At 43.6% G+C, this 21,330-nt stretch carries 36 protein-coding genes; 1 reads left to right on the top strand and 35 read right to left on the bottom strand.

The window, feature by feature from the left end; translation table 11 throughout:
• The first annotated feature begins 112 nt into the window (after positions 1–112).
• Positions 113–373, top strand: coding sequence for a hypothetical protein (locus ADJ77_RS04680; protein WP_244148533.1), 261 nt, complete (start codon positions 113–115; stop codon positions 371–373).
• 80 nt (positions 374–453) lie between these two features.
• Here ADJ77_RS04680 and rplQ read toward each other — a convergent pair whose 3' ends face one another.
• The 35 genes from rplQ to ADJ77_RS04855 all read right to left on the bottom strand — a co-directional run bounded on the left by rplQ (position 454) and on the right by ADJ77_RS04855 (position 20,856).
• Positions 454–936 (bottom strand): 50S ribosomal protein L17, encoded by a 483-nt coding sequence (rplQ, locus tag ADJ77_RS04685; protein WP_025078291.1) that lies wholly within the window; start codon positions 934–936, stop codon positions 454–456.
• Positions 937–994: 58 nt separating this feature from the next.
• Positions 995–1,993, bottom strand: a complete 999-nt coding sequence (locus ADJ77_RS04690; RefSeq protein WP_025078290.1) for a DNA-directed RNA polymerase subunit alpha — start codon at positions 1,991–1,993, stop codon at positions 995–997.
• A 14-nt stretch (positions 1,994–2,007) separates the two neighbouring features.
• Positions 2,008–2,616 carry a 30S ribosomal protein S4 gene (rpsD, locus tag ADJ77_RS04695; protein WP_004361630.1) on the bottom strand — a complete coding sequence of 203 codons (609 nt, stop codon included), beginning with the start codon at positions 2,614–2,616 and terminating at the stop codon, positions 2,008–2,010.
• 37 nt (positions 2,617–2,653) lie between these two features.
• Positions 2,654–3,043: a 30S ribosomal protein S11 gene (rpsK, locus tag ADJ77_RS04700; RefSeq protein ID WP_050696085.1), complete on the bottom strand. Its 390-nt coding sequence runs from the start codon at positions 3,041–3,043 to the stop codon at positions 2,654–2,656.
• Between the two features lie 20 nt (positions 3,044–3,063).
• Positions 3,064–3,444, bottom strand: a complete 381-nt coding sequence (gene rpsM / locus ADJ77_RS04705; RefSeq protein ID WP_004361628.1) for a 30S ribosomal protein S13 — start codon at positions 3,442–3,444, stop codon at positions 3,064–3,066.
• A 98-nt stretch (positions 3,445–3,542) separates the two neighbouring features.
• The gene (rpmJ, locus tag ADJ77_RS04710) at positions 3,543–3,659 is read right to left on the bottom strand and encodes a 50S ribosomal protein L36 (protein ID WP_004352823.1); all 117 of its coding nucleotides are present in this window, start codon (positions 3,657–3,659) and stop codon (positions 3,543–3,545) included.
• 13 nt (positions 3,660–3,672) lie between these two features.
• Positions 3,673–3,891: a translation initiation factor IF-1 gene (gene infA / locus ADJ77_RS04715; RefSeq protein WP_004352768.1), complete on the bottom strand. Its 219-nt coding sequence runs from the start codon at positions 3,889–3,891 to the stop codon at positions 3,673–3,675.
• Positions 3,892–3,898: 7 nt separating this feature from the next.
• Positions 3,899–4,699: a type I methionyl aminopeptidase gene (map, locus tag ADJ77_RS04720; protein WP_050696086.1), complete on the bottom strand. Its 801-nt coding sequence runs from the start codon at positions 4,697–4,699 to the stop codon at positions 3,899–3,901.
• Positions 4,700–4,715: 16 nt separating this feature from the next.
• Positions 4,716–6,056 carry a preprotein translocase subunit SecY gene (secY, locus tag ADJ77_RS04725; RefSeq protein WP_025078288.1) on the bottom strand — a complete coding sequence of 447 codons (1,341 nt, stop codon included), beginning with the start codon at positions 6,054–6,056 and terminating at the stop codon, positions 4,716–4,718.
• A gap of 4 nt (positions 6,057–6,060) precedes the next feature.
• Positions 6,061–6,507: a 50S ribosomal protein L15 gene (rplO, locus tag ADJ77_RS04730; protein WP_025078287.1), complete on the bottom strand. Its 447-nt coding sequence runs from the start codon at positions 6,505–6,507 to the stop codon at positions 6,061–6,063.
• Positions 6,508–6,533: 26 nt separating this feature from the next.
• Positions 6,534–6,710 (bottom strand): 50S ribosomal protein L30, encoded by a 177-nt coding sequence (gene rpmD / locus ADJ77_RS04735; protein WP_025078286.1) that lies wholly within the window; start codon positions 6,708–6,710, stop codon positions 6,534–6,536.
• Positions 6,711–6,729: 19 nt separating this feature from the next.
• Positions 6,730–7,242, bottom strand: coding sequence for a 30S ribosomal protein S5 (gene rpsE, locus ADJ77_RS04740; RefSeq protein ID WP_025078285.1), 513 nt, complete (start codon positions 7,240–7,242; stop codon positions 6,730–6,732).
• A gap of 6 nt (positions 7,243–7,248) precedes the next feature.
• Positions 7,249–7,593, bottom strand: a complete 345-nt coding sequence (gene rplR, locus ADJ77_RS04745) for a 50S ribosomal protein L18 (protein WP_004352769.1) — start codon at positions 7,591–7,593, stop codon at positions 7,249–7,251.
• 21 nt (positions 7,594–7,614) lie between these two features.
• Complete coding sequence (rplF, locus tag ADJ77_RS04750; protein WP_025078284.1) at positions 7,615–8,181, bottom strand: 50S ribosomal protein L6; 567 nt, start codon at positions 8,179–8,181, stop codon at positions 7,615–7,617.
• Between the two features lie 14 nt (positions 8,182–8,195).
• Positions 8,196–8,591 carry a 30S ribosomal protein S8 gene (rpsH, locus tag ADJ77_RS04755; protein WP_025078283.1) on the bottom strand — a complete coding sequence of 132 codons (396 nt, stop codon included), beginning with the start codon at positions 8,589–8,591 and terminating at the stop codon, positions 8,196–8,198.
• A gap of 125 nt (positions 8,592–8,716) precedes the next feature.
• The gene (gene rpsN, locus ADJ77_RS04760; protein ID WP_004361619.1) at positions 8,717–9,019 is read right to left on the bottom strand and encodes a 30S ribosomal protein S14; all 303 of its coding nucleotides are present in this window, start codon (positions 9,017–9,019) and stop codon (positions 8,717–8,719) included.
• A 5-nt stretch (positions 9,020–9,024) separates the two neighbouring features.
• Positions 9,025–9,579 carry a 50S ribosomal protein L5 gene (gene rplE / locus ADJ77_RS04765; RefSeq protein WP_004361618.1) on the bottom strand — a complete coding sequence of 185 codons (555 nt, stop codon included), beginning with the start codon at positions 9,577–9,579 and terminating at the stop codon, positions 9,025–9,027.
• Positions 9,579–9,896, bottom strand: a complete 318-nt coding sequence (rplX, locus tag ADJ77_RS04770; RefSeq protein ID WP_004361617.1) for a 50S ribosomal protein L24 — start codon at positions 9,894–9,896, stop codon at positions 9,579–9,581. The genes rplE and rplX overlap by 1 nt, the downstream gene beginning before the upstream one ends.
• 20 nt (positions 9,897–9,916) lie before the next feature.
• Positions 9,917–10,282 carry a 50S ribosomal protein L14 gene (rplN, locus tag ADJ77_RS04775; protein ID WP_004361616.1) on the bottom strand — a complete coding sequence of 122 codons (366 nt, stop codon included), beginning with the start codon at positions 10,280–10,282 and terminating at the stop codon, positions 9,917–9,919.
• Positions 10,283–10,284: 2 nt separating this feature from the next.
• Positions 10,285–10,551, bottom strand: a complete 267-nt coding sequence (gene rpsQ, locus ADJ77_RS04780; RefSeq protein WP_004361615.1) for a 30S ribosomal protein S17 — start codon at positions 10,549–10,551, stop codon at positions 10,285–10,287.
• A 2-nt stretch (positions 10,552–10,553) separates the two neighbouring features.
• Positions 10,554–10,748 (bottom strand): 50S ribosomal protein L29, encoded by a 195-nt coding sequence (gene rpmC, locus ADJ77_RS04785; RefSeq protein ID WP_050696087.1) that lies wholly within the window; start codon positions 10,746–10,748, stop codon positions 10,554–10,556.
• Between the two features lie 5 nt (positions 10,749–10,753).
• Entirely contained in the window at positions 10,754–11,182 is a 429-nt protein-coding gene (gene rplP / locus ADJ77_RS04790; protein WP_004335808.1) for a 50S ribosomal protein L16, read from the bottom strand.
• A gap of 14 nt (positions 11,183–11,196) precedes the next feature.
• Positions 11,197–11,925, bottom strand: a complete 729-nt coding sequence (gene rpsC / locus ADJ77_RS04795; protein ID WP_025078282.1) for a 30S ribosomal protein S3 — start codon at positions 11,923–11,925, stop codon at positions 11,197–11,199.
• 8 nt (positions 11,926–11,933) lie between these two features.
• A complete protein-coding gene (gene rplV, locus ADJ77_RS04800; protein WP_004352772.1) occupies positions 11,934–12,347 on the bottom strand; it encodes a 50S ribosomal protein L22 in 414 nt (137 codons plus the stop codon).
• 36 nt (positions 12,348–12,383) lie between these two features.
• Entirely contained in the window at positions 12,384–12,653 is a 270-nt protein-coding gene (rpsS, locus tag ADJ77_RS04805) for a 30S ribosomal protein S19 (RefSeq protein ID WP_004352759.1), read from the bottom strand.
• Positions 12,654–12,675: 22 nt separating this feature from the next.
• On the bottom strand, positions 12,676–13,503 hold the full coding sequence (gene rplB, locus ADJ77_RS04810; protein WP_004361610.1) for a 50S ribosomal protein L2: 828 nt from the start codon (positions 13,501–13,503) through the stop codon (positions 12,676–12,678).
• Between the two features lie 7 nt (positions 13,504–13,510).
• On the bottom strand, positions 13,511–13,855 hold the full coding sequence (gene rplW / locus ADJ77_RS04815) for a 50S ribosomal protein L23 (RefSeq protein ID WP_025078281.1): 345 nt from the start codon (positions 13,853–13,855) through the stop codon (positions 13,511–13,513).
• 22 nt (positions 13,856–13,877) lie between these two features.
• Positions 13,878–14,507 carry a 50S ribosomal protein L4 gene (gene rplD / locus ADJ77_RS04820; RefSeq protein ID WP_025078280.1) on the bottom strand — a complete coding sequence of 210 codons (630 nt, stop codon included), beginning with the start codon at positions 14,505–14,507 and terminating at the stop codon, positions 13,878–13,880.
• Positions 14,507–15,121: a 50S ribosomal protein L3 gene (gene rplC, locus ADJ77_RS04825; protein ID WP_025078279.1), complete on the bottom strand. Its 615-nt coding sequence runs from the start codon at positions 15,119–15,121 to the stop codon at positions 14,507–14,509. Before rplC ends, rplD begins: the two co-directional genes overlap by 1 nt.
• Positions 15,122–15,192: 71 nt before the next feature.
• Complete coding sequence (rpsJ, locus tag ADJ77_RS04830) at positions 15,193–15,498, bottom strand: 30S ribosomal protein S10 (RefSeq protein WP_004352787.1); 306 nt, start codon at positions 15,496–15,498, stop codon at positions 15,193–15,195.
• Between the two features lie 89 nt (positions 15,499–15,587).
• On the bottom strand, positions 15,588–17,705 hold the full coding sequence (fusA, locus tag ADJ77_RS04835; protein ID WP_025078278.1) for an elongation factor G: 2,118 nt from the start codon (positions 17,703–17,705) through the stop codon (positions 15,588–15,590).
• A gap of 29 nt (positions 17,706–17,734) precedes the next feature.
• Positions 17,735–18,211, bottom strand: coding sequence for a 30S ribosomal protein S7 (gene rpsG, locus ADJ77_RS04840; RefSeq protein ID WP_025078277.1), 477 nt, complete (start codon positions 18,209–18,211; stop codon positions 17,735–17,737).
• Between the two features lie 219 nt (positions 18,212–18,430).
• Entirely contained in the window at positions 18,431–18,814 is a 384-nt protein-coding gene (rpsL, locus tag ADJ77_RS04845) for a 30S ribosomal protein S12 (RefSeq protein ID WP_004335835.1), read from the bottom strand.
• Between the two features lie 192 nt (positions 18,815–19,006).
• Positions 19,007–20,170 (bottom strand): hypothetical protein, encoded by a 1,164-nt coding sequence (locus tag ADJ77_RS04850; protein WP_025078276.1) that lies wholly within the window; start codon positions 20,168–20,170, stop codon positions 19,007–19,009.
• A 23-nt stretch (positions 20,171–20,193) separates the two neighbouring features.
• Complete coding sequence (locus ADJ77_RS04855; RefSeq protein WP_234398112.1) at positions 20,194–20,856, bottom strand: hypothetical protein; 663 nt, start codon at positions 20,854–20,856, stop codon at positions 20,194–20,196.
• Between the last annotated feature and the right edge of the window lie 474 nt (positions 20,857–21,330).

Raw genomic sequence — 21,330 nt, forward strand, 5'->3', positions numbered from 1 at the left:
GGAGGGTTTCCAACACCCTAAGTGTTTGACAATAAGTTCTAGCATTTTAAAAAGAGGAGCAAAATCTGATTTGTAGGACACCAGCATATCATTTTTTTATTACTTTGTACCCATGCACGCAAATGTAAAATTATTAGCTCTGTTAGGTAATCAACCCATCAACGCTGCTACTATCCGTAACATCACGTATACACTCATACGCGAAGAATTAGCACGTTTATACGGAACATCTGTACAAGAAGCTGCAGACATCATAGGAAACCAACTTGACTGCGCTCCACACGAGGACATCTCTGGCTATATCTTCATGGTACCCAACTGGGCGCATAAATGGTTTCGGCACAAGGGCTATGTATCAAAAATGCTAAAGTAGAAAGCCTAATCTACAACAAAAAAACTCCCGATACATTAAGTACCGGGAGTTTTCTATTATAGAAATAAATTCTATTCGGATTATTCAGCCTTTGCCTCTTCAGCAACGTTCTCAACAGCCTTTGCAGGAACATCAGCCTTCTTTGTAGAACGACGGCTACGACGAGTCTTCTTAGCATCAGCCTTTGGAGACTTAGCCATATTCTCATTGTAGTCAACCAACTCGATGAATGCTATCTGAGCAGCGTCACCCTGACGAGTACCGAGCTTGATAACACGTGTATAACCGCCTGGACGATCAGCTACCTTTACAGAAATCTCCTTGAAGAGCTCAGTGACAGCCTCCTTGTTCTGAAGATAACGGAAAACAACACGACGTGAGTTGGTTGTATCGTTCTTAGAACGTGTAATCAGCGGCTCTACATACTTCTTAAGAGCCTTTGCCTTAGCGAGAGTCGTAGTGATTCTTTTGTGCTGAATCAGAGCAACTGCCAAGTTTGAAAGCAATGCAGCGCGATGGTCAGCAGTACGACCCAAATGGTTGAATTTCTTATTATGTCTCATTTTGTTTTTAACTTGTTGTGGATAAACCCGTCAACTTGCCGTTCAGACAACTTGTCAACTATTCTTTATCCAATTTATACTTTGTAATGTCGGTTCCAAACGACAGATTCAGACTCTCGAGCAAATCATCAAGCTCAGAAAGCGATTTCTTACCAAAGTTACGGAACTTCAGAAGATCCGTCTTATTGTACTGTACGAGGTCGCCCAGCGTCTCAACGTCAGCAGCCTTCAAGCAGTTGAGTGCACGAACACTCAAATTGAGACTTGCATCGGTCAACTTGGTCTTTAAAAGCTGACGCATGTGCAGAACCTCCTCATCAAACTCCTGGTTGCCCTCCTGATCAGGATTCTCAAGAGTAATCTTCTCATCAGAGAACAACATGAAGTGATAAATAAGAATCTTTGCAGCCTCTTTCAGTGCATCCTTCGGATGAATGGAACCATCAGTCGTAACTTCAACAACCAGTTTGTCATAGTCGGTCTTTTGTTCAACACGATATGGTTCAACGGCATATTTTACGTTACGGATTGGGGTGTAGATGGAATCGATTGGGAGTACGTTTACATCAGTGCAGAATTCACGATTTTCCTCAGCATAAGCGTATCCACGCCCTTTGTTGATAGTCAAATCAATCTGCATAGAAGCCTTGGAGTCTAAATGACAAATCACCAAATCAGGGTTTAACACTTCAAATCCAGTCAGATACTTACCGATATCACCTGCTTTGAATTCGGTGGAATTCTCTACGGTGATACTAACTTTCTCATTCTCGAATTCTTCTACTACTTGCTTGAATCGAACTTGCTTGAGATTCAAGATGATGTTGGTAACATCTTCCTTTACACCTGGTACTGAAGAGAATTCGTGCTCAACACCAGCTATACGGATAGTGTTGATTGCAAAGCCTTCCAGCGATGAAAGGAGGATGCGGCGAAGAGCGTTACCAATGGTAACACCAAAGCCAGGCTCAAGAGGACGGAATTCGAACTTGCCGAAATGGTCATTGGCCTCCAGCATCACTACTTTATCAGGTTTTTGAAATGCTAATATCGCCATTAATTTAATGAATTTTATTGTTTAGAGTACAACTCAACGATTAACTGCTCCTTAATATTCTCAGGGATGTCAGCACGGTCTGGACGGTGGAGGAACTTACCGCACTTTGCGTTATCATCCCACTCAAGCCAAGGGTACTTGCTGTGGTTAAAGCCAGCCAAAGCAGCCTCAATAACCTCAAGTGACTTAGCCTTCTCACGAACGCCAACAACGTCACCAGCCTTTACCTGATATGAAGCAATATTTACGACATTACCGTTAACAACAATGTGCTTGTGGCTAACGAGCTGACGAGCAGCTGCACGAGTAGGAGCGATACCGAGACGGAACACTACATTGTCCAGACGGCTCTCGAGGCTCTGAAGAAGAACCTCACCAGTAATACCCTCTGCCTTTGCAGCCTTGTCGAACAGATTACGGAACTGACGCTCCAAAACGCCATAAGTGTACTTAGCCTTCTGTTTCTCTGCAAGCTGAGCACCATACTCAGATACCTTGCGGCGACGGTTGTTACCGTGCTGCCCTGGAGGGAAGTTTCTCTTAGCTAATACCTTATCTGCGCCGAAAATTGGCTCACCGAAACGGCGTGCGATTCGTGATTTTGGACCTATGTATCTTGCCATAATTAATATGAATTCTTTTAATTGTTATAAGATGTGATTATACACGACGACGCTTTGGAGGACGGCAGCCGTTGTGTGGCAACGGAGTAACGTCAACAATCTCAGTTACCTGAATACCTGCTGCGTTCACCGCACGGATAGCGCTCTCGCGACCGTTACCTGGACCCTTAACGTATGCCTTAACCTTGCGAAGACCGAGATCGTAAGCTACCTTTGAGCAATCCTCTGCTGCCATCTGTGCAGCGTAAGGAGTATTCTTCTTTGATCCACGGAATCCCATCTTACCAGCTGAAGACCAAGAGATAACCTGACCCTCGCTGTTAGCCAAAGATACAATAATGTTATTGAATGAGCTGTGCACGTGAAGTTGTCCCAGTGCGTCAACTCTTACATTTCTTTTCTTAGATGTTGCTGATTTCTTTGCCATAATTAATTTCCTCCTTAGAATTACTTAGTAGCCTTCTTCTTATTAGCAACAGTCTTCTTCTTTCCCTTACGGGTACGAGCATTGTTCTTAGTACTCTGACCGCGAACAGGAAGACCATTACGATGTCTAACACCACGATAGCAACCTATATCCATGAGGCGCTTGATGTTCATCTGGATCTCAGAACGGAGATCACCTTCAACTTTGAATTCAGCACCGATAATTTCACGGATCTTGGCTGCCTGGTCATCAGACCACTCGCTGACCTTCAGGTCACGGCTAATACCAGCCTTATCCAATATCTTTGCTGAACTACTTCGACCGATACCATAAATATAGGTCAATGCGATTTCGCCACGCTTATTCTGGGGCAAATCTACTCCAACAATTCTTATTGCCATTGTTTGATAATTAATTAAATAAATGTCATTTAGCGCTAAAAAGCATGCAAAGGTAAGCATAATTTATGAGACAGCTTACCTCTTTATGCTTTTTTAACTTAGCCCTGACGCATTTTAAACTTAGGGTTTTTCTTGTTGATAACGAACAGGCGACCCTTGCGACGAACGATCTTGCAGTCGGCTGTACGCTTCTTTAATGATGCTCTTGTCTTCATATCTCTATGTTGTTTATTTGTATCTGAAAACGATTCGACCTTTGGTCAGGTCGTATGGACTCATCTCAACCTTCACCTTGTCACCAGGAAGGATCTTGATGTAGTGCATTCTCATCTTACCTGAAATATGAGCGGTGATATCAACACCGTTCTCCAATTCCACGCGGAACATTGCATTTGAAAGTGCTTCAAGAATTGTTCCGTCCTGCTCTATTGCAGTTTGCTTTGCCATATATTAATTAAAAATTTTGTCCTTCTAAATGTTCAACTTCCTCAAAAGAAGATAAAATATCAGCCTTACCAGCCCTGATGGCAATTGTATGCTCAAAATGAGCTGCCGGGCGACGGTCGCGTGTCACGATACTCCAGCGGTCTGGTAAAAGTCCGATTTCCCGACTACCCATAGTAACCATCGGTTCTATCGCAATACACATTCCTGCCTTAAGTAATACGCCACCTCCTCGCTTCCCATAATTGGGAACAGCTGGTTCCTCATGCATTTCACGCCCGATACCATGACCTGTCAGTTCTCGGACAATGCCATAGCCTTGTGCTTGACAATAATCCTGAATAACCTGTCCAATATCGCCGACGTGACGACCTGCCTGCGCAGCTTCAATACCCTTATAGAGTGATTCCTTTGTCGTTCGGAGCAATTTACGGACTTCTTCACAGACTTCTCCAACACAGAAAGTATAACAACTGTCACCGTTGAATCCATTGAGTAAAGTACCACAGTCAACAGAAATAACATCTCCGTCCTTCAAAATCACATCTTCACTTGGCACTCCATGTACTACGACATCATTGACAGAAGTACAAATGCTACCAGGGAAAGGAGGTCCATAAGAACTGGGAAATCCTTTAAACGTCGGTATAGCACCATTATCACGGATAAACTCTTCAGCTATTTTATCTAACTGGAGAGTTGTAACACCAGGCTTAACATGACGGCCAACTTCTGCCAGTGTCTTACCGACCAGCAGGTTGGCCTCACGCATGAGTTCAATTTCATCTTCTGTCTTCAGAAATATATTCATTCCTCAAGATAAAGATTTAATAGGCTGCAACACCACCGTTGCCACGAGTATGACCAGAGTTGAGGAGTCCGTCATAGTGACGCATCATCAAGTGTGACTCAATCTGCTGAAGCGTATCAATAACAACACCAACAAGAATCAACAATGATGTACCACCGAAGAACTGACCAAACGCATCATCGACATTCAAAAGTCCTGCCAATGCCGGCATAACAGCGATAAAAGCAATAAACAAAGAACCAGGTCCCGTGATACGAGACATTATAGTATCTATGTAATCAGCAGTATCTTTTCCCGGCTTAACACCTGGAATAAAACCATTATTACGCTTCATATCCTCAGCCATCTGGGTAGGATTAAGTGTAATTGCAGTATAGAAATAGGTAAACACTACGATAAGGAGCACGTAAATACTGTTATACGCCAAACTCTTAGTATTCATAAGAGACTGAAGTATAGAGCTTGTATTGTCAGTTGAATACTGAACGATTGCCAACGGAATGAACATCAAAGCCTGAGCAAAGATGATTGGCATTACATTGGCAGCGAAGAGCTTCAAAGGAATATACTGACGAGCTCCACCGTATTGCTTGTTTCCTACGACACGCTTAGCATACTGCACAGGAACCTTGCGAGTACCTTGTACAAGAAGAATAGCTGCACATACAACAGCATAAAGGATGACGATTTCTACGATAAACATTACCAGACCACCACCTGTAATAGCCGTGAAACGATTCTGAAGTTCCTGGCCAAAAGCCTGTGGCAGACGAGCAATAATACCAATCATAATAATCAGAGAGATACCGTTACCGACACCCTTATCCGTAATACGCTCACCGAGCCAAAGAATGAACATTGAACCTGCAGCGAGAATAATTGTCGCAGGAACCATAAATGTAGTCCAGTCAACACCTGTTGCCAATGCACCACCTGCTTGCATTTTCAAGTTCATCAGGTAAGACGGTGCCTGAAACAGTAGGATTAATACTGTCAGGACACGCGTATACCAATTTATTTTCTTATGACCACTCTCGCCTTCACGCTGCATCTTCTGGAAATAAGGAACAGCGACGGCAAGGAGCTGCATAACGATAGAAGCTGAGATGTATGGCATAATTCCTAATGCGAAGATTGACGCATGGGAAAATGCACCACCGGAGAACATGTCCAAAAGTGACATAAGACCGCCTTTGGTCTGTGACTGCAATTTTTCCAACAGGCTAGGATTGATACCAGGAAGCACCACAAACGAGCCAAAGCGGTAAATAGCTGTGAACAGAATGGTTATAAGAAGTCGCTGACGCAAATCCTCTATCTTCCAACAGTTCTTCAGTGTCTCAATAAACTTTTTCATTAACTTAGATTATAGTTGTGTTACCACCTACTGCCTTAATAGCTTCTTCGGCAGTCTTAGAGAAAGCATTAGCTGAAACCTCCAGCTTAGCCTTCAATTCACCATTACCGAGAACCTTGACAAGCTCCTTGCCATTGGTGAGACCAGCAGCCTTGAGTTCCTCGATTCCGATTTTGGTAAGGTTGTTCTTCTCGGCAAGAGCCTGAAGAGTTGAGAGGTTTACAGCGAAATACTCCTTATGGTTGATGTTCTTGAAACCAGCCTTCGGAACACGACGCTGGAGAGGCATCTGACCACCCTCAAAGCCAATCTTCTTCTTATAACCAGAACGAGACTTTGCACCCTTGTGACCACGGGTAGAAGTACCACCGAGTCCAGAACCCGGACCACGACCGATACGACGACGTGAATGTGTAGAGCCAGCAGCTGGTTTCAAATTATTTAATTTCATAATTACTGTTTTCTTTAAAAGATTAATTAATCAATTACTGATACCAGGTGATGCACCTTACGGATCATACCGCGGCTGCTTGGAGTATCCTCTACTTCAACAACCTGAGAAATCTTGTGAAGTCCCAATGCACGCAAAGTATCTTTCTGGTCTTTAGGAGCACCAATACGGCTCTTAATCTGCTTAATCTTAATTGTTGCCATAACTTAATATCTCCTGAAATTAACCGTTAAATACTTTGTCCATACTGATTCCACGCTCACCTGCTACAGTATATGCATCACGCATAGCAGCGAGGGCAGCGATAGTAGCCTTCACAAGGTTATGAGGGTTAGAAGAACCCTTTGACTTTGCAATCACGTCAGTAATACCTGCACTCTCAAGAACAGCACGCATAGCACCACCGGCCTTCAGACCAGTACCGGCTGCAGCTGGCTTAAGAAGTACATGCGCACCACTGAAGCGAGCCTCTGCCTCATGAGGAACAGTACCCTTCAAAACAGGAACCTTAACGAGGTTCTTCTTAGCAGAGTCTGTACCCTTCTGGATAGCAGCAGTAACCTCACCTGCCTTACCAAGACCCCAGCCGATAACGCCCTTACCGTCACCAACAACGACGATAGCTGCGAATGTGAAAGTACGACCACCCTTTGTAACCTTAGTTACACGGTTGATAGCAACCAAGCGATCTTTCAGTTCAACGTCACTATTTACTTTTACTCTATTCATTGCCATAATCGTTTAGAATTTAAGTCCTCCCTCACGTGCAGCATCAGCCAAAGCCTGTACACGTCCGTGATAGAGATAACCGTTACGGTCGAAAACAACCTGCTCTACACCAGCAGCCTTAGCATGCTCGGCAACAAGCGCACCTACTTTCTTAGCCTGATCAATCTTAGCCATCTTCTCAAGGCCAAGTGAAGAAGCAGAAGCGAGGGTTGTTCCGGTCAGATCGTTAATAACCTGTGCATAAATCTGCTTGTTACTGCGGAAAACACTCAGACGTGGGCGTTCTGCAGTACCGTTCACACTCTTACGAATGCGGAACTTTATTTTAATTCTTCTTTGTTCTTTCTTTGTTGTCATAATCGTAATGATGTATTAAAGTTACTTAGCTGCAGCTGTCTTACCAGACTTTCTGCGAATAACCTCACCCTGGAACAGGATACCCTTACCCTTATAAGGTTCAGGCTTACGGAAAGAACGAATCTTTGCACAGATAAGACCAAGCAGCTGCTTGTCAGCTGATTCAAGAGTGATGATTGGATTCTGGTTACGCTCGCTCTTTGTCTCAACCTTAACCTCTGAAGGAAGCTGGATAAAGATTGGGTGAGTATAACCAAGAGAGAACTCCACCAAGTTTCCCTGGTTAGAGACACGGTAACCTACACCTACAAGCTCCATTGTCTTCTTGTAACCCTCGCTTACGCCAACAACCATATTGTTAACGAGTGAACGATAAAGACCATGGAAAGCCTGCTTCTGCTTGTAGTTTACAGGACTATTCTCATCAACTTCGAATGTTACCTGACCATCCTCGATGATAGTCTTAATAGAAGAATCTACTTTCTGGGAGAGTTCACCCTTAGGACCTTTTACTGTAACAACACCATCATTGAGAGCTACTGTAACACCAGCTGGAATACTAATTGGTAATTTTCCTATTCTTGACATATTCAATCCTCCAATTAATAAATGTAGCAAAGAACCTCACCACCGATTTTTTCAGCAGCAGCTTCCTTGTCTGTCATTACACCTTTAGACGTGGAAAGGATAGCAATTCCAAGTCCGTTAATTACTCTCGGCATGTCTTTATAACCAGTGTACTGGCGAAGACCTGGGGTAGAAACACGCTTCAACTTCTTGATAGCGCTCTGCTTTGTTACAGGGTCGTACTTCAGTGCGACCTTGATTGAACCTTGGGGACCATCCTCAATGAACTTGTAGTTCAAGATGTAACCCTTCTCGAAGAGAATCTTAGTGATAGACTTCTTCAAGTTAGACGCAGGAACCTCAACAACACGGTGATGAGCCATGATTGCGTTTCTGAGTCTTGTCAGATAATCTGCTATTGGATCTGTCATAAAAAATAAATGTTTAATTAATCGGGACTACCCCGACAATATTAAAAAATCGCTTGAAAGCGGATAATGAACTGCAAAGGTACAAAATATAAATTACAATTCACTATCCGCATCGATATATTTGATTACCAGCTTGCCTTCTTCACTCCTGGAATGAGTCCCTGAGATGCCATCTCACGGAACTGGATACGAGAGAGACCGAACTGACGGATGTAACCCTTTGGACGTCCTGTAATCTTGCAACGATTGTGCAGACGAATAGGATTAGCATTCTTTGGAATAGACTGCAACTTGCGAGCAGCCTCATAAGCCTCTTCAGGATCATTTGAAGTAGCGATAATCTTCTTCAGAGCTGCGCGTTTCTCAGCATAGCGAGCAACAAGTTTTGCACGCTTTACCTCGCGAGCTTTCATTGATTCTTTTGCCATATCAATTAATCGTTTTTAGCATTCTTGAATGGAAGTCCGAAGCCCTTCAGCAAAGCATAGCCCTCTTCGTCAGTCTTAGCTGATGTAACGAAGGTAATGTTCATACCCTGGATGCGGTCAACCTGATCGATATTAATCTCTGGGAAGATAATCTGTTCGGTAATACCGAGAGTATAGTTTCCACGACCATCAAACTTGCTCTCAATACCCTTGAAGTCACGGATACGTGGCAAAGATACACGAACGAGTTTCTCGAGGAACTCATACATACGCTCACGGCGCAGCGTTACCATAACGCCGATAGGCATCTTCTTACGCAGTTTGAAGTTTGCAATATCCTTCTTAGAATAAGTTGCAACAGCCTTCTGACCTGTAATAGAAGAAATCTCATTGACAGCAACCTCGATAAGTTTCTTATCCTGAGTTGCATCACCAAGACCCTGGTTGATAACAATCTTCTTCAGAACAGGTACCTGCATAGCTGAAGAATAGTTGAACTGCTTCTGCAGAGCAGGAGCAATCTGCTCCTTATACTGTTTCTTTAACTGAGCTGTATTCATTACTTAATTTCCTCCCCTGACTTTTTAGCGATACGCTTAACAGTCTTGCCTTCACGCTCAATCTTGATACGTGTTGCCTTACCGCTCTTCGGATCGATGAGACTTAAATTTGAGATATGAATTGCAGCCTCCTGCTTAACGATACCACCCTGAGGGTTAGCAGCAGAAGGTTTCGTGCTCTTAGAGACCATATTCACGCCCTCAACGATAGCACGCTCCTTGTCTGCGATGACCTTAAGCACCTTTCCAGTCTTGCCCTTGTCTGCACCGGCAAGAACAATGACCTGATCGTCTTTCTTTATATGGAATTTTGCCATTTTATTATTCTATTTAATAATTAAAGAACCTCAGGTGCCAAAGAAACGACCTTCATGTTCACTGCACGCAGCTCACGAGCAACCGGACCGAAGATACGGCTACCGCGGATTTCGCCTGCATTGTTCAGCAATACACATGCGTTGTCATCGAAGCGGATGTATGAACCATCAGCACGACGGATTTCCTTCTTTGTGCGAACGATCAAAGCCTTTGATACTGCACCCTTTTTCAATTCACTTGATGGGATGACGTTCTGTACAGCAACTACGATAACGTCACCAACACTTGCATAACGACGGCGTGTACCACCCAGCACACGAATGCACTTTGCCTCACGAGCACCGCTGTTATCACATACTGTAAGTTTTGATTCTGTCTGTATCATAATTACTTAGCTTTTTCTACAATTTGAACTAATCTCCATCTCTTTGTCTTAGAAAGAGGACGAGTCTCCATGATAAGCACTGTATCACCTACATTTGCCTCATTCTTCTCGTCATGAGCATGGTACTTCTTTGTCTTCTGGACAAACTTACCATAAATAGGGTGCTTCTCCTTGAACTTAGCCGCAATAACGATGGTTTTATCCATTTTGTTGCTGATAACGACACCCTGTCTTACTTTTCTTAAATTTCTTGTTTCCATCTGGACCATTGTTATTTATTAAGTTCTCTCTGAGAAAGTTCTGTTTTCATACGTGCAATGTCACGACGAGCGGTCTTAATCTGAGATGGATTCTCAAGCGGAGTAATCTGATGATTCAGCTTCATCTTTGCGAGGGCTGTCTCAGCATTCTCAATCTTCTCAACCAATTCTTTGGTCTCGAGTTCTTTTACTTCTTTAATCTTCATCTTTCTTAAGCGTTTTTATCGAAATCACGTCTAACAATAAACTTTGTCTTAACAGGCAGCTTCTGTGCAGCGAGGCGAAGAGCCTCCTTTGCAATATCAAAGCTGACACCTTCTACTTCAAAGAGAACACGACCTGGAGTAACCGGTGCTACCCATCCTGCTGGATCACCCTTACCCTTACCCATACGAACATCGGCAGGCTTGCGAGTGATTGGCTTATCAGGGAAGATACGAATCCAGACCTGGCCCTGACGGTTCATGTAGCGGTTCACTGCTACACGAGCGGCCTCAATCTGACGGCTGTCGATCCACTTAGCCTCAAGTGTCTTGATGCCGAATGAGCCGAAAGCAAGCTGTGTACCTCTGTGGGCGTTGCCTTTATTGCCACGTCCGTCCTGAGGTCTTCTATATTTTACTCTTTTTGGCTGTAACATGATAGCTTCTTCTTTTAACGGTTATTGTTTCTTCTGCGATTACCTCTTCCAGAACGGCCACCATTGTTGGAACGGCCATTGCCCTTCTCCTGAGTAAAGTTAGGGGTAAAATCTACCTTGTTATAAACTTCACCACGGCAAATCCAAACCTTGATACCCAGCAGACCAACCTTGGTAAGGGCTTCTGTCTGACAATAATCGATGTCTGCACGGAAAGTATGCAGAGGAGTACGACCCTCCTTAAACATTTCCTTACGAGCCATTTCGGCACCGTTCAGACGACCTGTAATTTGAACTTTGATACCCTCAGCACCAGCACGCATAGTGTTAGCAACTGCCATCTTGATAGCACGACGGTAAGCAATCTTACCCTCTACCTGACGAGCGATATTGTTACCAACGATGTTTGCATCAAGTTCAGGTTTCTTAACCTCGAAGATATTAATTTGAATCTCCTTCTTGAAAAGATTCTTCAACTCTTCCTTGAGCTTATCAACATCCTGACCACCTTTACCAATAACGATACCCGGACGAGCGGTGCAAATAGTAATGGTGACGAGCTTCAATGTGCGCTCTATGACAATACGGGAAACGCTTGCTTTCTCCAAACGCTTGTTCAGGTAAGTACGAATCTTGCGATCCTCTACGAGATTATCCCCGAAGTTCTTGCCACCGAACCAATTTGACTCCCAACCGCGGATGATACCAAGACGGTTGCTAATTGGATTAACTTTCTGTCCCATTCTACTATTTATTTATCATCATTATTAGCGTCAGCCTTCGAATCAACGAAAAGAGTGACGTGGTTAGAACGTTTGCGGATTCTGTAGCCACGGCCCTGTGGTGCAGGACGCATGCGCTTCATTGTAACGCCTTCATCAACGAAGACCTTAGAGATATAAAGTTCACCGTCTTCAGCCTTGCGGTCATTCTTTGTCTCCCAGTTGTTGATAGCTGAACGCAGAAGTTTCTCAACGTTCTGGGCAGCTGCCTTCTTGGAGAATCTCAGCACGCCAAGGGCACGATTGACTTCCATACCACGAACCATGTCAACAACATAGCGCATCTTACGTGGAGAAGAAGGACAGTCCTTGAGCTTTGCAAAATACTGGCTTTTCAAAGCTTCTTTACGAGCTTCAGCCTTTATATGTTTTCTTGCTCCCATTATATTATTCTATTTTCTAAATGGATTATGACCTGCTTACTTCTTGTTATTACCGGAGTGGCCACCAAAACGGCGTGTAGGACTGAACTCTCCGAGCTTGTGACCTACCATGTTCTCAGTAATGTAAACAGGGATAAATTTATTTCCGTTATGAACTGCAACAGTGTGACCCACAAAATCAGGGGAAATCATTGATGCTCTGGCCCATGTCTTAACGACATTCTGCTTACCACTCTCATTCATCGCGAGAATCTTCTTCTCGAGTGATACGTTGATGTATGGACCTTTTTTTAATGAACGACTCATAATTTACTCTTAATTACTTTGTTTACTTCTTGTTAGCTCTCTCAATGATGTACTTGTTTGAAAGCTTCTTAGGTGCACGAGTCTTGAGACCCTTAGCGTACAAGCCCTTACGTGAACGTGGGTGACCACCAGACTGGCGACCTTCACCACCACCCATTGGGTGATCAACTGGGTTCATAACAACACCACGGTTGTGAGGACGACGTCCCAACCAACGAGAGCGACCAGCCTTACCAGACTGCTCGAGTGCGTGGTCAGAATTACCTACACTACCAACAGTTGCCTTACAAGCTGACAAAATCTGGCGCGTTTCACCAGAAGGGAGCTTAATAACACAATAACTGCCTTCACGAGAAGTAAGCTGAGCAAAGTTACCAGCCGAACGAACGAGCAATGCACCCTGTCCAGGACGTAACTCAATATTATGAATCACAGTACCAACAGGAATGTTAGCCAATGGAAGGGCATTACCAACCTCAGGTGCTGCCTCAGCACCTGACATCAGAGTTGCGCCAACCTGCAGTCCGTTAGGAGCAATAATGTAACGTTTTTCACCATCAGCATAGTATAACAGCGCAATGCGAGCTGATCTGTTAGGATCATACTCGATTGTCTTCACTACAGCTGGAACACCATCTTTCTCTCGCTTGAAGTCGATAAGACGATACTTCTTCTTGTGACCACCGCCCATGTAACGGACGGTCATCTTACCGGTGTTGTTTCGACCACCGGTAGAACGTTTACCGTAAACGAGAGACTTCTCTGGCACGGATGCAGTAATATCCTCGAACGTGCCAATAACCTTGTGTCTTTGTCCCGGTGTAACCGGGTTTAATTTACGTACTGCCATTTTTTATTTAAATATTGCTGTAAAAATCGATTGAATCGCCATTCTTCAAAGTGACGATAGCCTTCTTGAATGCGTTCTTCTGTCCCTTCACGAGACCAGCCTTGGTATAACGTGCCTGACGCTTACCAGCATAACGAACGGTATTCACATCTACTACTGTAACGTTGTACAGAGCCTCAACTTCTTTCTTAATCTCAAGTTTGTTGGCCTCAGGCTTAACGATAAAACCATACTTTGGCTGCGCCAAAACAGTTCTCTTCTCACCCTTGTGCTTTACAACCTTATCCTCAGAAGACTTGTCTGTCAACTTGGTCATCTTTTCAGTGACCATTGGTTTAATGATAAATCCCATAATTATTCTTGTCTCCTAATTATTACTTGGTTAAGATTTCGTCGATAACCTTCAGAGAATTCTCTGTAATAACCACTACATCAGCATTCAAAACCTTGTATGAATTTACCTGTGCAGCTGTCATAACTTCAGCCTTCTGCAGATTACGAGCCGACAAATATACGTTTTTCTCTACTCCTGGCAAAACGAGAAGCACTTTCTTGCCATCAACTTTCAGATTTTTTGCAATATTTACGAAATCTTTTGTCTTTGGAGCATCAAGATTGAAATCTTCAACGACAACGATAGCATTATCCTGTGCCTTGTAAGACAAAGCTGACTTACGAGCAAGAACCTTTACCTTCTTGTTCAGCTTGAAGCTGTAGTCACGTGGCTTAGGACCGAAAACACGACCACCACCTACGAGGACTGGTGAGTTGATATCACCACGACGAGCACCGCCGCCGCCCTTCTGACGACCCAACTTACGAGTAGAACCAGCGTGCTCACTTCTTTCCTTTGACTTAGCTGTACCCTGACGCTGGTCAGCGAGATACTGCTTAACTGCGAGGTAGAGGACGTGATCGTTAGGCTCAATTCCGAAGATATTCTCGTTAAGAGTTACCTTGCGGCCGGTCTCCTGACCTTTGATATCTAATACGTTAATATCCATTACTTCTTAATTATTACGGTTGAACCATTACATCCAGCTACACTACCCTTAACGAGGATAAGATTGTGCTCTGGAATAACCTTTAACACCTGAAGGTTCTGAGTTGTTACTCTGTCGCCTCCCATCTGTCCACCCATGCGCATGCCCTTGAAGACCTTAGCTGGGTAAGAACAAGCACCGATAGCTCCCGGCTTACGAGCGCGGTCATCCTGACCGTGAGTAGACTGACCTACACCACCGAATCCGTGACGCTTTACAACGCCCTGGAAGCCTTTACCCTTAGACGTACCTACAACATCAACGAACTTAGCATCGCTGAACAGTTCAACGGTAATAGTGTCACCGAGGTTATACTCCTCCTCAAACTTGAACTCGGCCAAGTGCTTCTTTGGTGTTGTGCCGGCTTTCTTGAAGTGTCCCTGCTGTGGCTTAGAAGTTCTTTTCTCCTTAGCCTCGCCGAAACCTAACTGAACAGCCTTGTAACCATCTTTTTCAACGGTCTTAACCTGGGTTACAACACAAGGACCAGCTTCGATAACAGTGCACGGTACGTTCTTACCGTCGGCACTGAAAACGGATGTCATTCCGATTTTCTTTCCTAATAATCCTGGCATTTCAATTAATTATTTTAAAATGAATGTAAATGCTTTTTGTATTAATTTGTTTCTTACTTGTCAACAGCTGACTACACCTTGATTTCAACCTCTACACCTGAAGGCAACTCAAGTTTCATCAAAGCGTCAACAGTCTTTGCTGTAGAGCTATAGATATCAATGAGACGCTTGAAATCTGAAAGCTGGAACTGCTCACGTGACTTCTTGTTAACAAATGTAGAACGGTTTACAGTGTAAATACGCTTGTGTGTTGGCAATGGAATAGGACCGCTAACGATAGCGCCAGTTGCCTTAACAGCCTTCACAATCTTCTCTGCTGACTTGTCAACCAACTGGTGGTCGTAAGACTTCAGCTTAATACGAATCTTCTGACTCATGTTTAATTTGTTATTTGTTGTTGAATTGATATAAAGGTTGCCCTCTCATAAGAGTCATTCGCTATGAGAGAGCTACACCTTAATTTTATTTACTTAACGAGATCTGAATTGCCCTTCAACTCATCAAGGATCTCCTTAGCGAGAGAACTTGATACAGGAGAGTGGTGATCATACTCCATAGAAGAAGTAGCACGACCAGAAGTAATTGTACGCAGAGCTGTTACATAACCGAACATCTCTGACAATGGAACCATTGCTCTAACGATACGTGCACCGCTACGAGCTTCATCCATACCCTGTACAAGACCACGACGCTTGTTCAAGTCACCGATAACATCACCCATGTTCTCTTCTGGAGTAACAACCTCTACCTTCATGATAGGCTCCATGAGAACAGGACCTGCCTTGGGGCAGAGTACCTTGAACGCCTGGTGAGCTACGAGTTCGAATGACAACTGGTCAGAGTCAACCGGGTGGAAAGAACCATCAGACAAAGTAACCTTGAGACCTGTCAATGGGAAACCACCAAGTACACCGTTACCCAGACAGTCCTTGAATCCCTTCTCTACAGCTGGGATGAACTCCTTAGGCACGTTACCACCCTTAACAACGTTAATGAACTGCAAGTCGCCCTCTGTGTAATCCTCGTCCTTTGGCTCGATAGTTACATCAATACAAGCGAACTTACCACGACCACCAGACTGCTTCTTGTAAGTCTCACGGCTCTGAGCAGCCTTTGTAATAGCCTCCTTGTAGTTAACCTGTGGTTTACCCTGGTTACACTCTACCTTGAACTCACGCTTCAGACGGTCGATAATGATATCGAGGTGAAGCTCACCCATACCAGATATAATGGTCTGACCACTCTGCTCATCAGTACGAACGGTGAATGTTGGGTCTTCCTCAGCAAGTTTAGCAAGACCATTGTCAAGTTTAGCAACGTCAGCCTGGCTCTTTGGCTCAACTGCGATAGAAATCACAGTATCAGGGAAGGTAATGGACTCCAGAATGATTGGTGCACTCTCATCACAGAGTGTATCACCTGTACGAATATCCTTGAAACCTACACCAGCACCGATATCGCCAGCATCAATTGACTCCATAGGAATTTCCTTGTTAGAGTTCATCTGGAACAGGCGGCTGATACGCTCCTTCTTGCCAGAACGTGTATTGAATACGTAAGAACCAGCAACAACCTTACCTGAGTAGACACGGAAGAATACCAGACGACCCATGAATGGGTCAGTAGCAATCTTAAATGCCAACGCAGCTGTTGGGTCACTCTCACTTGGTTTACGATCCTCTTCTTCCTCAGTGTCCGGATTTGTACCAACGATAGCTGGTGTATCCAGTGGAGAAGGCAGGAAAGCACAAACATAATCGAGAAGTGGCTGAACACCCTTGTTCTTATAAGAAGAACCAAGGAGCATAGGACAGCACTCCATAGCAATACAACCCTTGCGGATTGCAGCGATGAGCTTATCCTCAGGAATATCCTGACCTTCAAGATACATCTCCATCAACTCATCATCGAAGTTTGCAGCTCCCTCAAGCAGCTTGTCACGCCACTCAGCAGCCTCGTCAGCCAAGTCTGCAGGAATCTCCTCAACAGTATACTCAGCACCCATTGTCTCATCGTGCCACAAGATAGCCTTCATCTTGATGAGGTCTACAACGCCCTTGAAGTTCTCCTCTGCACCGATAGGAATCTGAACAGGGAGCGGATTAGCACCAAGGATATCCTTCATCTGCTGTACCGTCTCAAAGAAGTCAGCACCAGAACGGTCCATCTTGTTTACATAACCGACACGTGGTACATTGTACTTGTCAGCCTGACGCCATACGGTCTCAGACTGTGGCTGTACACCGTCAGCAGCAGAATAAGTAGCAACAGCACCATCGAGGACACGGAGTGAACGCTCAACCTCAGCGGTGAAGTCAACGTGTCCCGGGGTATCAATCAAGTTAATCTTATAAGACTTGTTGAGATAGTTCCAGTTACATGTGGTTGCAGCAGATGTAATAGTGATACCACGCTCCTGCTCCTGTGCCATCCAGTCCATGGTAGCAGCACCGTCATGAACCTCACCGATCTTATGCGTCTTACCTGTATAGAAAAGAATACGCTCAGATGTAGTCGTCTTACCGGCATCAATGTGTGCCATAATACCGATATTACGAGTCAAATGTAAATCGTGATTTGCCATTTTCTTTTTACCTTATTATAATAACTTGATTAGAATCTGAAGTGAGCAAATGCACGGTTAGCCTCAGCCATGCGGTGCATATCTTCCTTACGCTTGAAAGCACCACCCTGGTTATTGAAAGCGTCCATAATCTCAGAAGCCAGCTTGTCAGCCATGCTCTTACCACCACGCTTACGTGCGAAAGCAATCATATTCTTCATTGAGACACTTTCCTTACGATCAGGGCGAATCTCTGTCGGAACCTGGAAAGTAGCACCACCGATACGGCGGCTCTTAACCTCTACCTGTGGCGTAATGTTATCGAGAGCCTGCTTCCACACCTCAAGTGGAGACTTCTCCTCGTTCTTCATCTTACCGCCTACGATATCAAGGGCTGCATAGAAGATTTCGTATGAGGTATTCTTCTTACCATCATACATCAAGTGATTTACGAACTTTGACACCTTCTGATCATTGAATTTTGGATCTGGAAGGATTACACGCTTCTTTGGTTTTGCTTTTCTCATTTTAATTTTTAAACTTTAATTCTGCGGAGGCTGTCGTCTTTCGTTCTTCAACACCCTCTCTTGGGTATTTACTCAACCTTTGTGATTACAAATCTCCAGCAAAACTGATTGTTATTAGTTTTCTTCTTTTAAAGAGCCTCGGAGCATCGACCATCACCGGCCGTTGCACCTCGGCTTATGGATTGAAGTTTACTTGCTGCCTTTCAGGCAACGCAGATATTACTTCTTAGCTGCTTTTGGACGCTTAGCACCGTACTTGGAACGACGCTGCGTACGGTTGGCAACACCTGCGGTATCAAGAGTACCACGAACGATGTGATAACGTACACCAGGGAGGTCCTTAACACGACCACCACGAACGAGTACTATACTGTGCTCCTGCAAGTTGTGACCCTCTCCTGGAATGTAAGAGTTAACCTCCTTCTGGTTGGTCAAACGAACACGGGCAACCTTACGCATTGCCGAATTAGGCTTCTTAGGAGTCGTCGTGTAAACACGAACGCAAACACCACGGCGCTGTGGACAGTTGTCCAAAGCCGGAGACTTGCTCTTGTCTACGATGTCCTTTCTGCCTTTTCTTACTAACTGTGAAATAGTAGGCATAATTTTACTTTTTATTGTTATATATTTATTTTGTTTATTTTCAATCCATTACGAACACAAGCCGCACGCTTTAAAGCCTTATAATCTGCTCTGTCGTTTCGGGTTGCAAAGGTACAAAGATTCCCTCAAATGACCTAATAATAAGAAAAAGAATAATTCACCGCACCACTCATGTTAACAATAAATAACTTTTTATTCATTCTTTAACACATCTGTTGGGTTGTTCTTTATTGCATTTTCTTGGACAAAGCAATTCCTGTCCAAATCTATTGTGCAAACTTTTACTGCGTCTGCCCCTGCACCTTCCACATCATAAGTCAACTTAACAGTCCATATCTTACGCTGATTGGTATCAATATAAAATATTTGCTCATAAGCAGACAAGTTCTCGGCATTGCTATAATATTCATAACAGAGAACAGAGTCAGTAACCTTATTATTTACAGACAACAAGGCATAGACCTTTATATGTTCCGTCGTTTTTCTTTTCTCTTTATACTTCTTGAACAACAATTTATGTGCTGCATCCAACAGCATCACTGGCATGCGAGCGCTGGAGAACAAAAGGAAATAATCCACTCTCAGACAATCAAGCACACAATCCTCCCTACCTGAAGTACAAGAACAATTAACCCTATCTGAGAAATCCAGTAAAGACACCAGACTATCTCCCAGCACCTCAAGAGACTTTTTACCCCTTCTGCATGATATGTTCATCAGATACCTACCTGTATCCTTCGGCACATCCTGCACCCTAAAACTGTCAGTTTGTATCCATTTACCGTTTGTCAGCAGATATGTCTTATAAACAGCATTGCTGTCTGGCAGGAACTCATCTTCTCTTATATCCTTGACCATCCTCTTATTTAAAGCAATGGCAAAAACATCATATTGATTTATTCTCGCATTGATATAACGTTCCATATCTTTTGAGTATCTGTGAACCTGCTCGTTGTTTTTACCTTTCCAAAAACCATTCTTACTATATACATCCCAGAAACTTCGTTCTTTCTCCGTGCGACCAACAAAATAAACTATATATAATTCGGTTTTGCTTTCGCCGGAAAAACAAGGCAGCATAAGCTGTTCACCATCCGTAAGCCTCAATCCAGAAGTTCTGTCATTAGTGTTCAGGAAGTCTTTAACATTATTTTCTGTATTCCTCTTCTGAAATGTCCCACTCTTTTCCGGGCAAAACATGACAGGTCTATTTTCTATTCCAGTACCACATGCCATACCTACAGCATTGCTGTAGCACATGGAAGAGGCTGTAGCAACGACACACCCTGCTGCAGCCACGCTATTGACACATCCTCCAAAAGATAAAATCATCAACACAAACAATAAAACTTTCATACTCGCTTCTCCTTCCGTTTACCTTACAGTGGTTTCTCTACAACTACAATATGCCTGTACTCCTGCTGTTTCCAATAACGTATTGTAATTGTCCTATACTTTATTTGAGGATAAACACTCAGCTGCTTGAAAGACACAAAATCTTTATCTTTCATGGCAAGAATGTCCCTTGCCTGCTCAATATACTCCGGACAACATTCCTTATACTCAGTTTGTTTTGCCAGAATATTATTATAATACATCTTTTGAAACTGCAAAGACAACTCCTTAACAGCCTCCCAGTGATGCCTGTATAAATATCCTTCCTGTTCTTGAGAAGTCCAGACGAAATACTTTTGTTTTATAGCCTTCTCCAACCTGTTTCTTTCAGAAGAGAAGTCTAACCATACAGCAGGTGTATCGTCTGTAATTTCCTGTTTGACACCGATAGCTATCGTTTCCTGCAGGTTTACAACACAAATGTCATCTGGGAAGAAAAGACCAGCTCCATCAAGCGTGAAGTATGTCAATGGCATGATATATAAAGTGTCATTTCTTTCTTCAAACATGAAATCTCCTTCATCAGCATCAGGTAAATCCAAGACAATCCCATCAATGACATACAGCTTGTTTTCCCTTACGAAACCAGCTGCACTTCCCTGTATCAAACTGCTCAACAGAATAAACAAGATCAACACTTTACTCATCCTATTCATAATACTCTTAGCTTTTAGTTGATGACACTATTCTACAACACGCTTTAATCCTACAAGTCTTTTGTCACAGGCTTCATGCTTATCTGCTCGCAAGTACCTTACACTCGGACTATTTCCCATTCGTTCAACACGACAGGCCCTCCTACCTTAACGTTCCTTTCTACCACCATCCCAAAAGAGAACCTCCACCAGTACAGAAAGTTTTATCTTGATGGTTTTATACCTGCACAAAAATAGACTTAATTTTCTGATAAACAAAGAAACAGGAAGAAAAAAGACCTATATTTTATAAGGGAGAAGGAAAATGTCTTAGCAACAACGCCTTACTTTCCCATAGTGGGTAAAAAACAAATCTGCTGCCCAGTAAACGTTCCCCATATAAGTTAGCCATTACTGCCTTACTATACACATCATCATGACCATAATGAATCACTCCCCATCTTCAACCGATGTGTTGTTGCCCAG

Source organism: Prevotella fusca JCM 17724, assembly GCF_001262015.1.
GTDB lineage: Bacteria > Bacteroidota > Bacteroidia > Bacteroidales > Bacteroidaceae > Prevotella > Prevotella fusca.

What these genes read in the sequence shown, in the direction of transcription:
- rplV (WP_004352772.1), bottom strand. Translation starts at nt 12,347, where the DNA reads ATGGGAGCAAGAAAACATATAAAGGCTGAAGCTCGTAAAGAAGCTTTG.
- fusA (WP_025078278.1), bottom strand. Translation starts at nt 17,705, where the DNA reads ATGGCAAATCACGATTTACATTTGACTCGTAATATCGGTATTATGGCA.
- rplO (WP_025078287.1), bottom strand. Translation starts at nt 6,507, where the DNA reads ATGAAATTAAATAATTTGAAACCAGCTGCTGGCTCTACACATTCACGT.
- rplF (WP_025078284.1), bottom strand. Translation starts at nt 8,181, where the DNA reads ATGTCAAGAATAGGAAAATTACCAATTAGTATTCCAGCTGGTGTTACA.
- rpsN (WP_004361619.1), bottom strand. Translation starts at nt 9,019, where the DNA reads ATGGCAAAAGAATCAATGAAAGCTCGCGAGGTAAAGCGTGCAAAACTT.
- rpsQ (WP_004361615.1), bottom strand. Translation starts at nt 10,551, where the DNA reads ATGGTCCAGATGGAAACAAGAAATTTAAGAAAAGTAAGACAGGGTGTC.
- ADJ77_RS04680 (WP_244148533.1), top strand. Translation starts at nt 113, where the DNA reads ATGCACGCAAATGTAAAATTATTAGCTCTGTTAGGTAATCAACCCATC.
- ADJ77_RS04855 (WP_234398112.1), bottom strand. Translation starts at nt 20,856, where the DNA reads ATGAGTAAAGTGTTGATCTTGTTTATTCTGTTGAGCAGTTTGATACAG.
- rpsH (WP_025078283.1), bottom strand. Translation starts at nt 8,591, where the DNA reads ATGACAGATCCAATAGCAGATTATCTGACAAGACTCAGAAACGCAATC.
- rpsM (WP_004361628.1), bottom strand. Translation starts at nt 3,444, where the DNA reads ATGGCAATAAGAATTGTTGGAGTAGATTTGCCCCAGAATAAGCGTGGC.
- secY (WP_025078288.1), bottom strand. Translation starts at nt 6,056, where the DNA reads ATGAAAAAGTTTATTGAGACACTGAAGAACTGTTGGAAGATAGAGGAT.
- rplB (WP_004361610.1), bottom strand. Translation starts at nt 13,503, where the DNA reads ATGGCAGTACGTAAATTAAACCCGGTTACACCGGGACAAAGACACAAG.
- rplD (WP_025078280.1), bottom strand. Translation starts at nt 14,507, where the DNA reads ATGGATATTAACGTATTAGATATCAAAGGTCAGGAGACCGGCCGCAAG.
- rplP (WP_004335808.1), bottom strand. Translation starts at nt 11,182, where the DNA reads ATGTTACAGCCAAAAAGAGTAAAATATAGAAGACCTCAGGACGGACGT.
- rpmJ (WP_004352823.1), bottom strand. Translation starts at nt 3,659, where the DNA reads ATGAAGACAAGAGCATCATTAAAGAAGCGTACAGCCGACTGCAAGATC.
- rpsL (WP_004335835.1), bottom strand. Translation starts at nt 18,814, where the DNA reads ATGCCTACTATTTCACAGTTAGTAAGAAAAGGCAGAAAGGACATCGTA.
- rpmC (WP_050696087.1), bottom strand. Translation starts at nt 10,748, where the DNA reads ATGAAGATTAAAGAAGTAAAAGAACTCGAGACCAAAGAATTGGTTGAG.
- ADJ77_RS04850 (WP_025078276.1), bottom strand. Translation starts at nt 20,170, where the DNA reads ATGAAAGTTTTATTGTTTGTGTTGATGATTTTATCTTTTGGAGGATGT.
- rpsS (WP_004352759.1), bottom strand. Translation starts at nt 12,653, where the DNA reads ATGAGTCGTTCATTAAAAAAAGGTCCATACATCAACGTATCACTCGAG.
- ADJ77_RS04690 (WP_025078290.1), bottom strand. Translation starts at nt 1,993, where the DNA reads ATGGCGATATTAGCATTTCAAAAACCTGATAAAGTAGTGATGCTGGAG.
- rpsK (WP_050696085.1), bottom strand. Translation starts at nt 3,043, where the DNA reads ATGGCAAAGAAATCAGCAACATCTAAGAAAAGAAATGTAAGAGTTGAC.
- rplE (WP_004361618.1), bottom strand. Translation starts at nt 9,579, where the DNA reads ATGAATACAGCTCAGTTAAAGAAACAGTATAAGGAGCAGATTGCTCCT.
- rpsE (WP_025078285.1), bottom strand. Translation starts at nt 7,242, where the DNA reads ATGGCAATGAATAGAGTAAAAGTAAATAGTGACGTTGAACTGAAAGAT.
- rplW (WP_025078281.1), bottom strand. Translation starts at nt 13,855, where the DNA reads ATGGGATTTATCATTAAACCAATGGTCACTGAAAAGATGACCAAGTTG.
- rplX (WP_004361617.1), bottom strand. Translation starts at nt 9,896, where the DNA reads ATGGCAAAATTCCATATAAAGAAAGACGATCAGGTCATTGTTCTTGCC.
- rpmD (WP_025078286.1), bottom strand. Translation starts at nt 6,710, where the DNA reads ATGGCAACAATTAAGATTAAGCAGATTAAGAGCCGTATTGGTGCTCCT.
- rplN (WP_004361616.1), bottom strand. Translation starts at nt 10,282, where the DNA reads ATGATACAGACAGAATCAAAACTTACAGTATGTGATAACAGCGGTGCT.
- map (WP_050696086.1), bottom strand. Translation starts at nt 4,699, where the DNA reads ATGAATATATTTCTGAAGACAGAAGATGAAATTGAACTCATGCGTGAG.
- rplC (WP_025078279.1), bottom strand. Translation starts at nt 15,121, where the DNA reads ATGCCAGGATTATTAGGAAAGAAAATCGGAATGACATCCGTTTTCAGT.
- rpsG (WP_025078277.1), bottom strand. Translation starts at nt 18,211, where the DNA reads ATGAGAAAAGCAAAACCAAAGAAGCGTGTAATCCTTCCAGATCCAAAA.
- rplQ (WP_025078291.1), bottom strand. Translation starts at nt 936, where the DNA reads ATGAGACATAATAAGAAATTCAACCATTTGGGTCGTACTGCTGACCAT.
- rplR (WP_004352769.1), bottom strand. Translation starts at nt 7,593, where the DNA reads ATGACAACAAAGAAAGAACAAAGAAGAATTAAAATAAAGTTCCGCATT.
- infA (WP_004352768.1), bottom strand. Translation starts at nt 3,891, where the DNA reads ATGGCAAAGCAAACTGCAATAGAGCAGGACGGAACAATTCTTGAAGCA.
- rpsC (WP_025078282.1), bottom strand. Translation starts at nt 11,925, where the DNA reads ATGGGACAGAAAGTTAATCCAATTAGCAACCGTCTTGGTATCATCCGC.
- rpsJ (WP_004352787.1), bottom strand. Translation starts at nt 15,498, where the DNA reads ATGAGTCAGAAGATTCGTATTAAGCTGAAGTCTTACGACCACCAGTTG.
- rpsD (WP_004361630.1), bottom strand. Translation starts at nt 2,616, where the DNA reads ATGGCAAGATACATAGGTCCAAAATCACGAATCGCACGCCGTTTCGGT.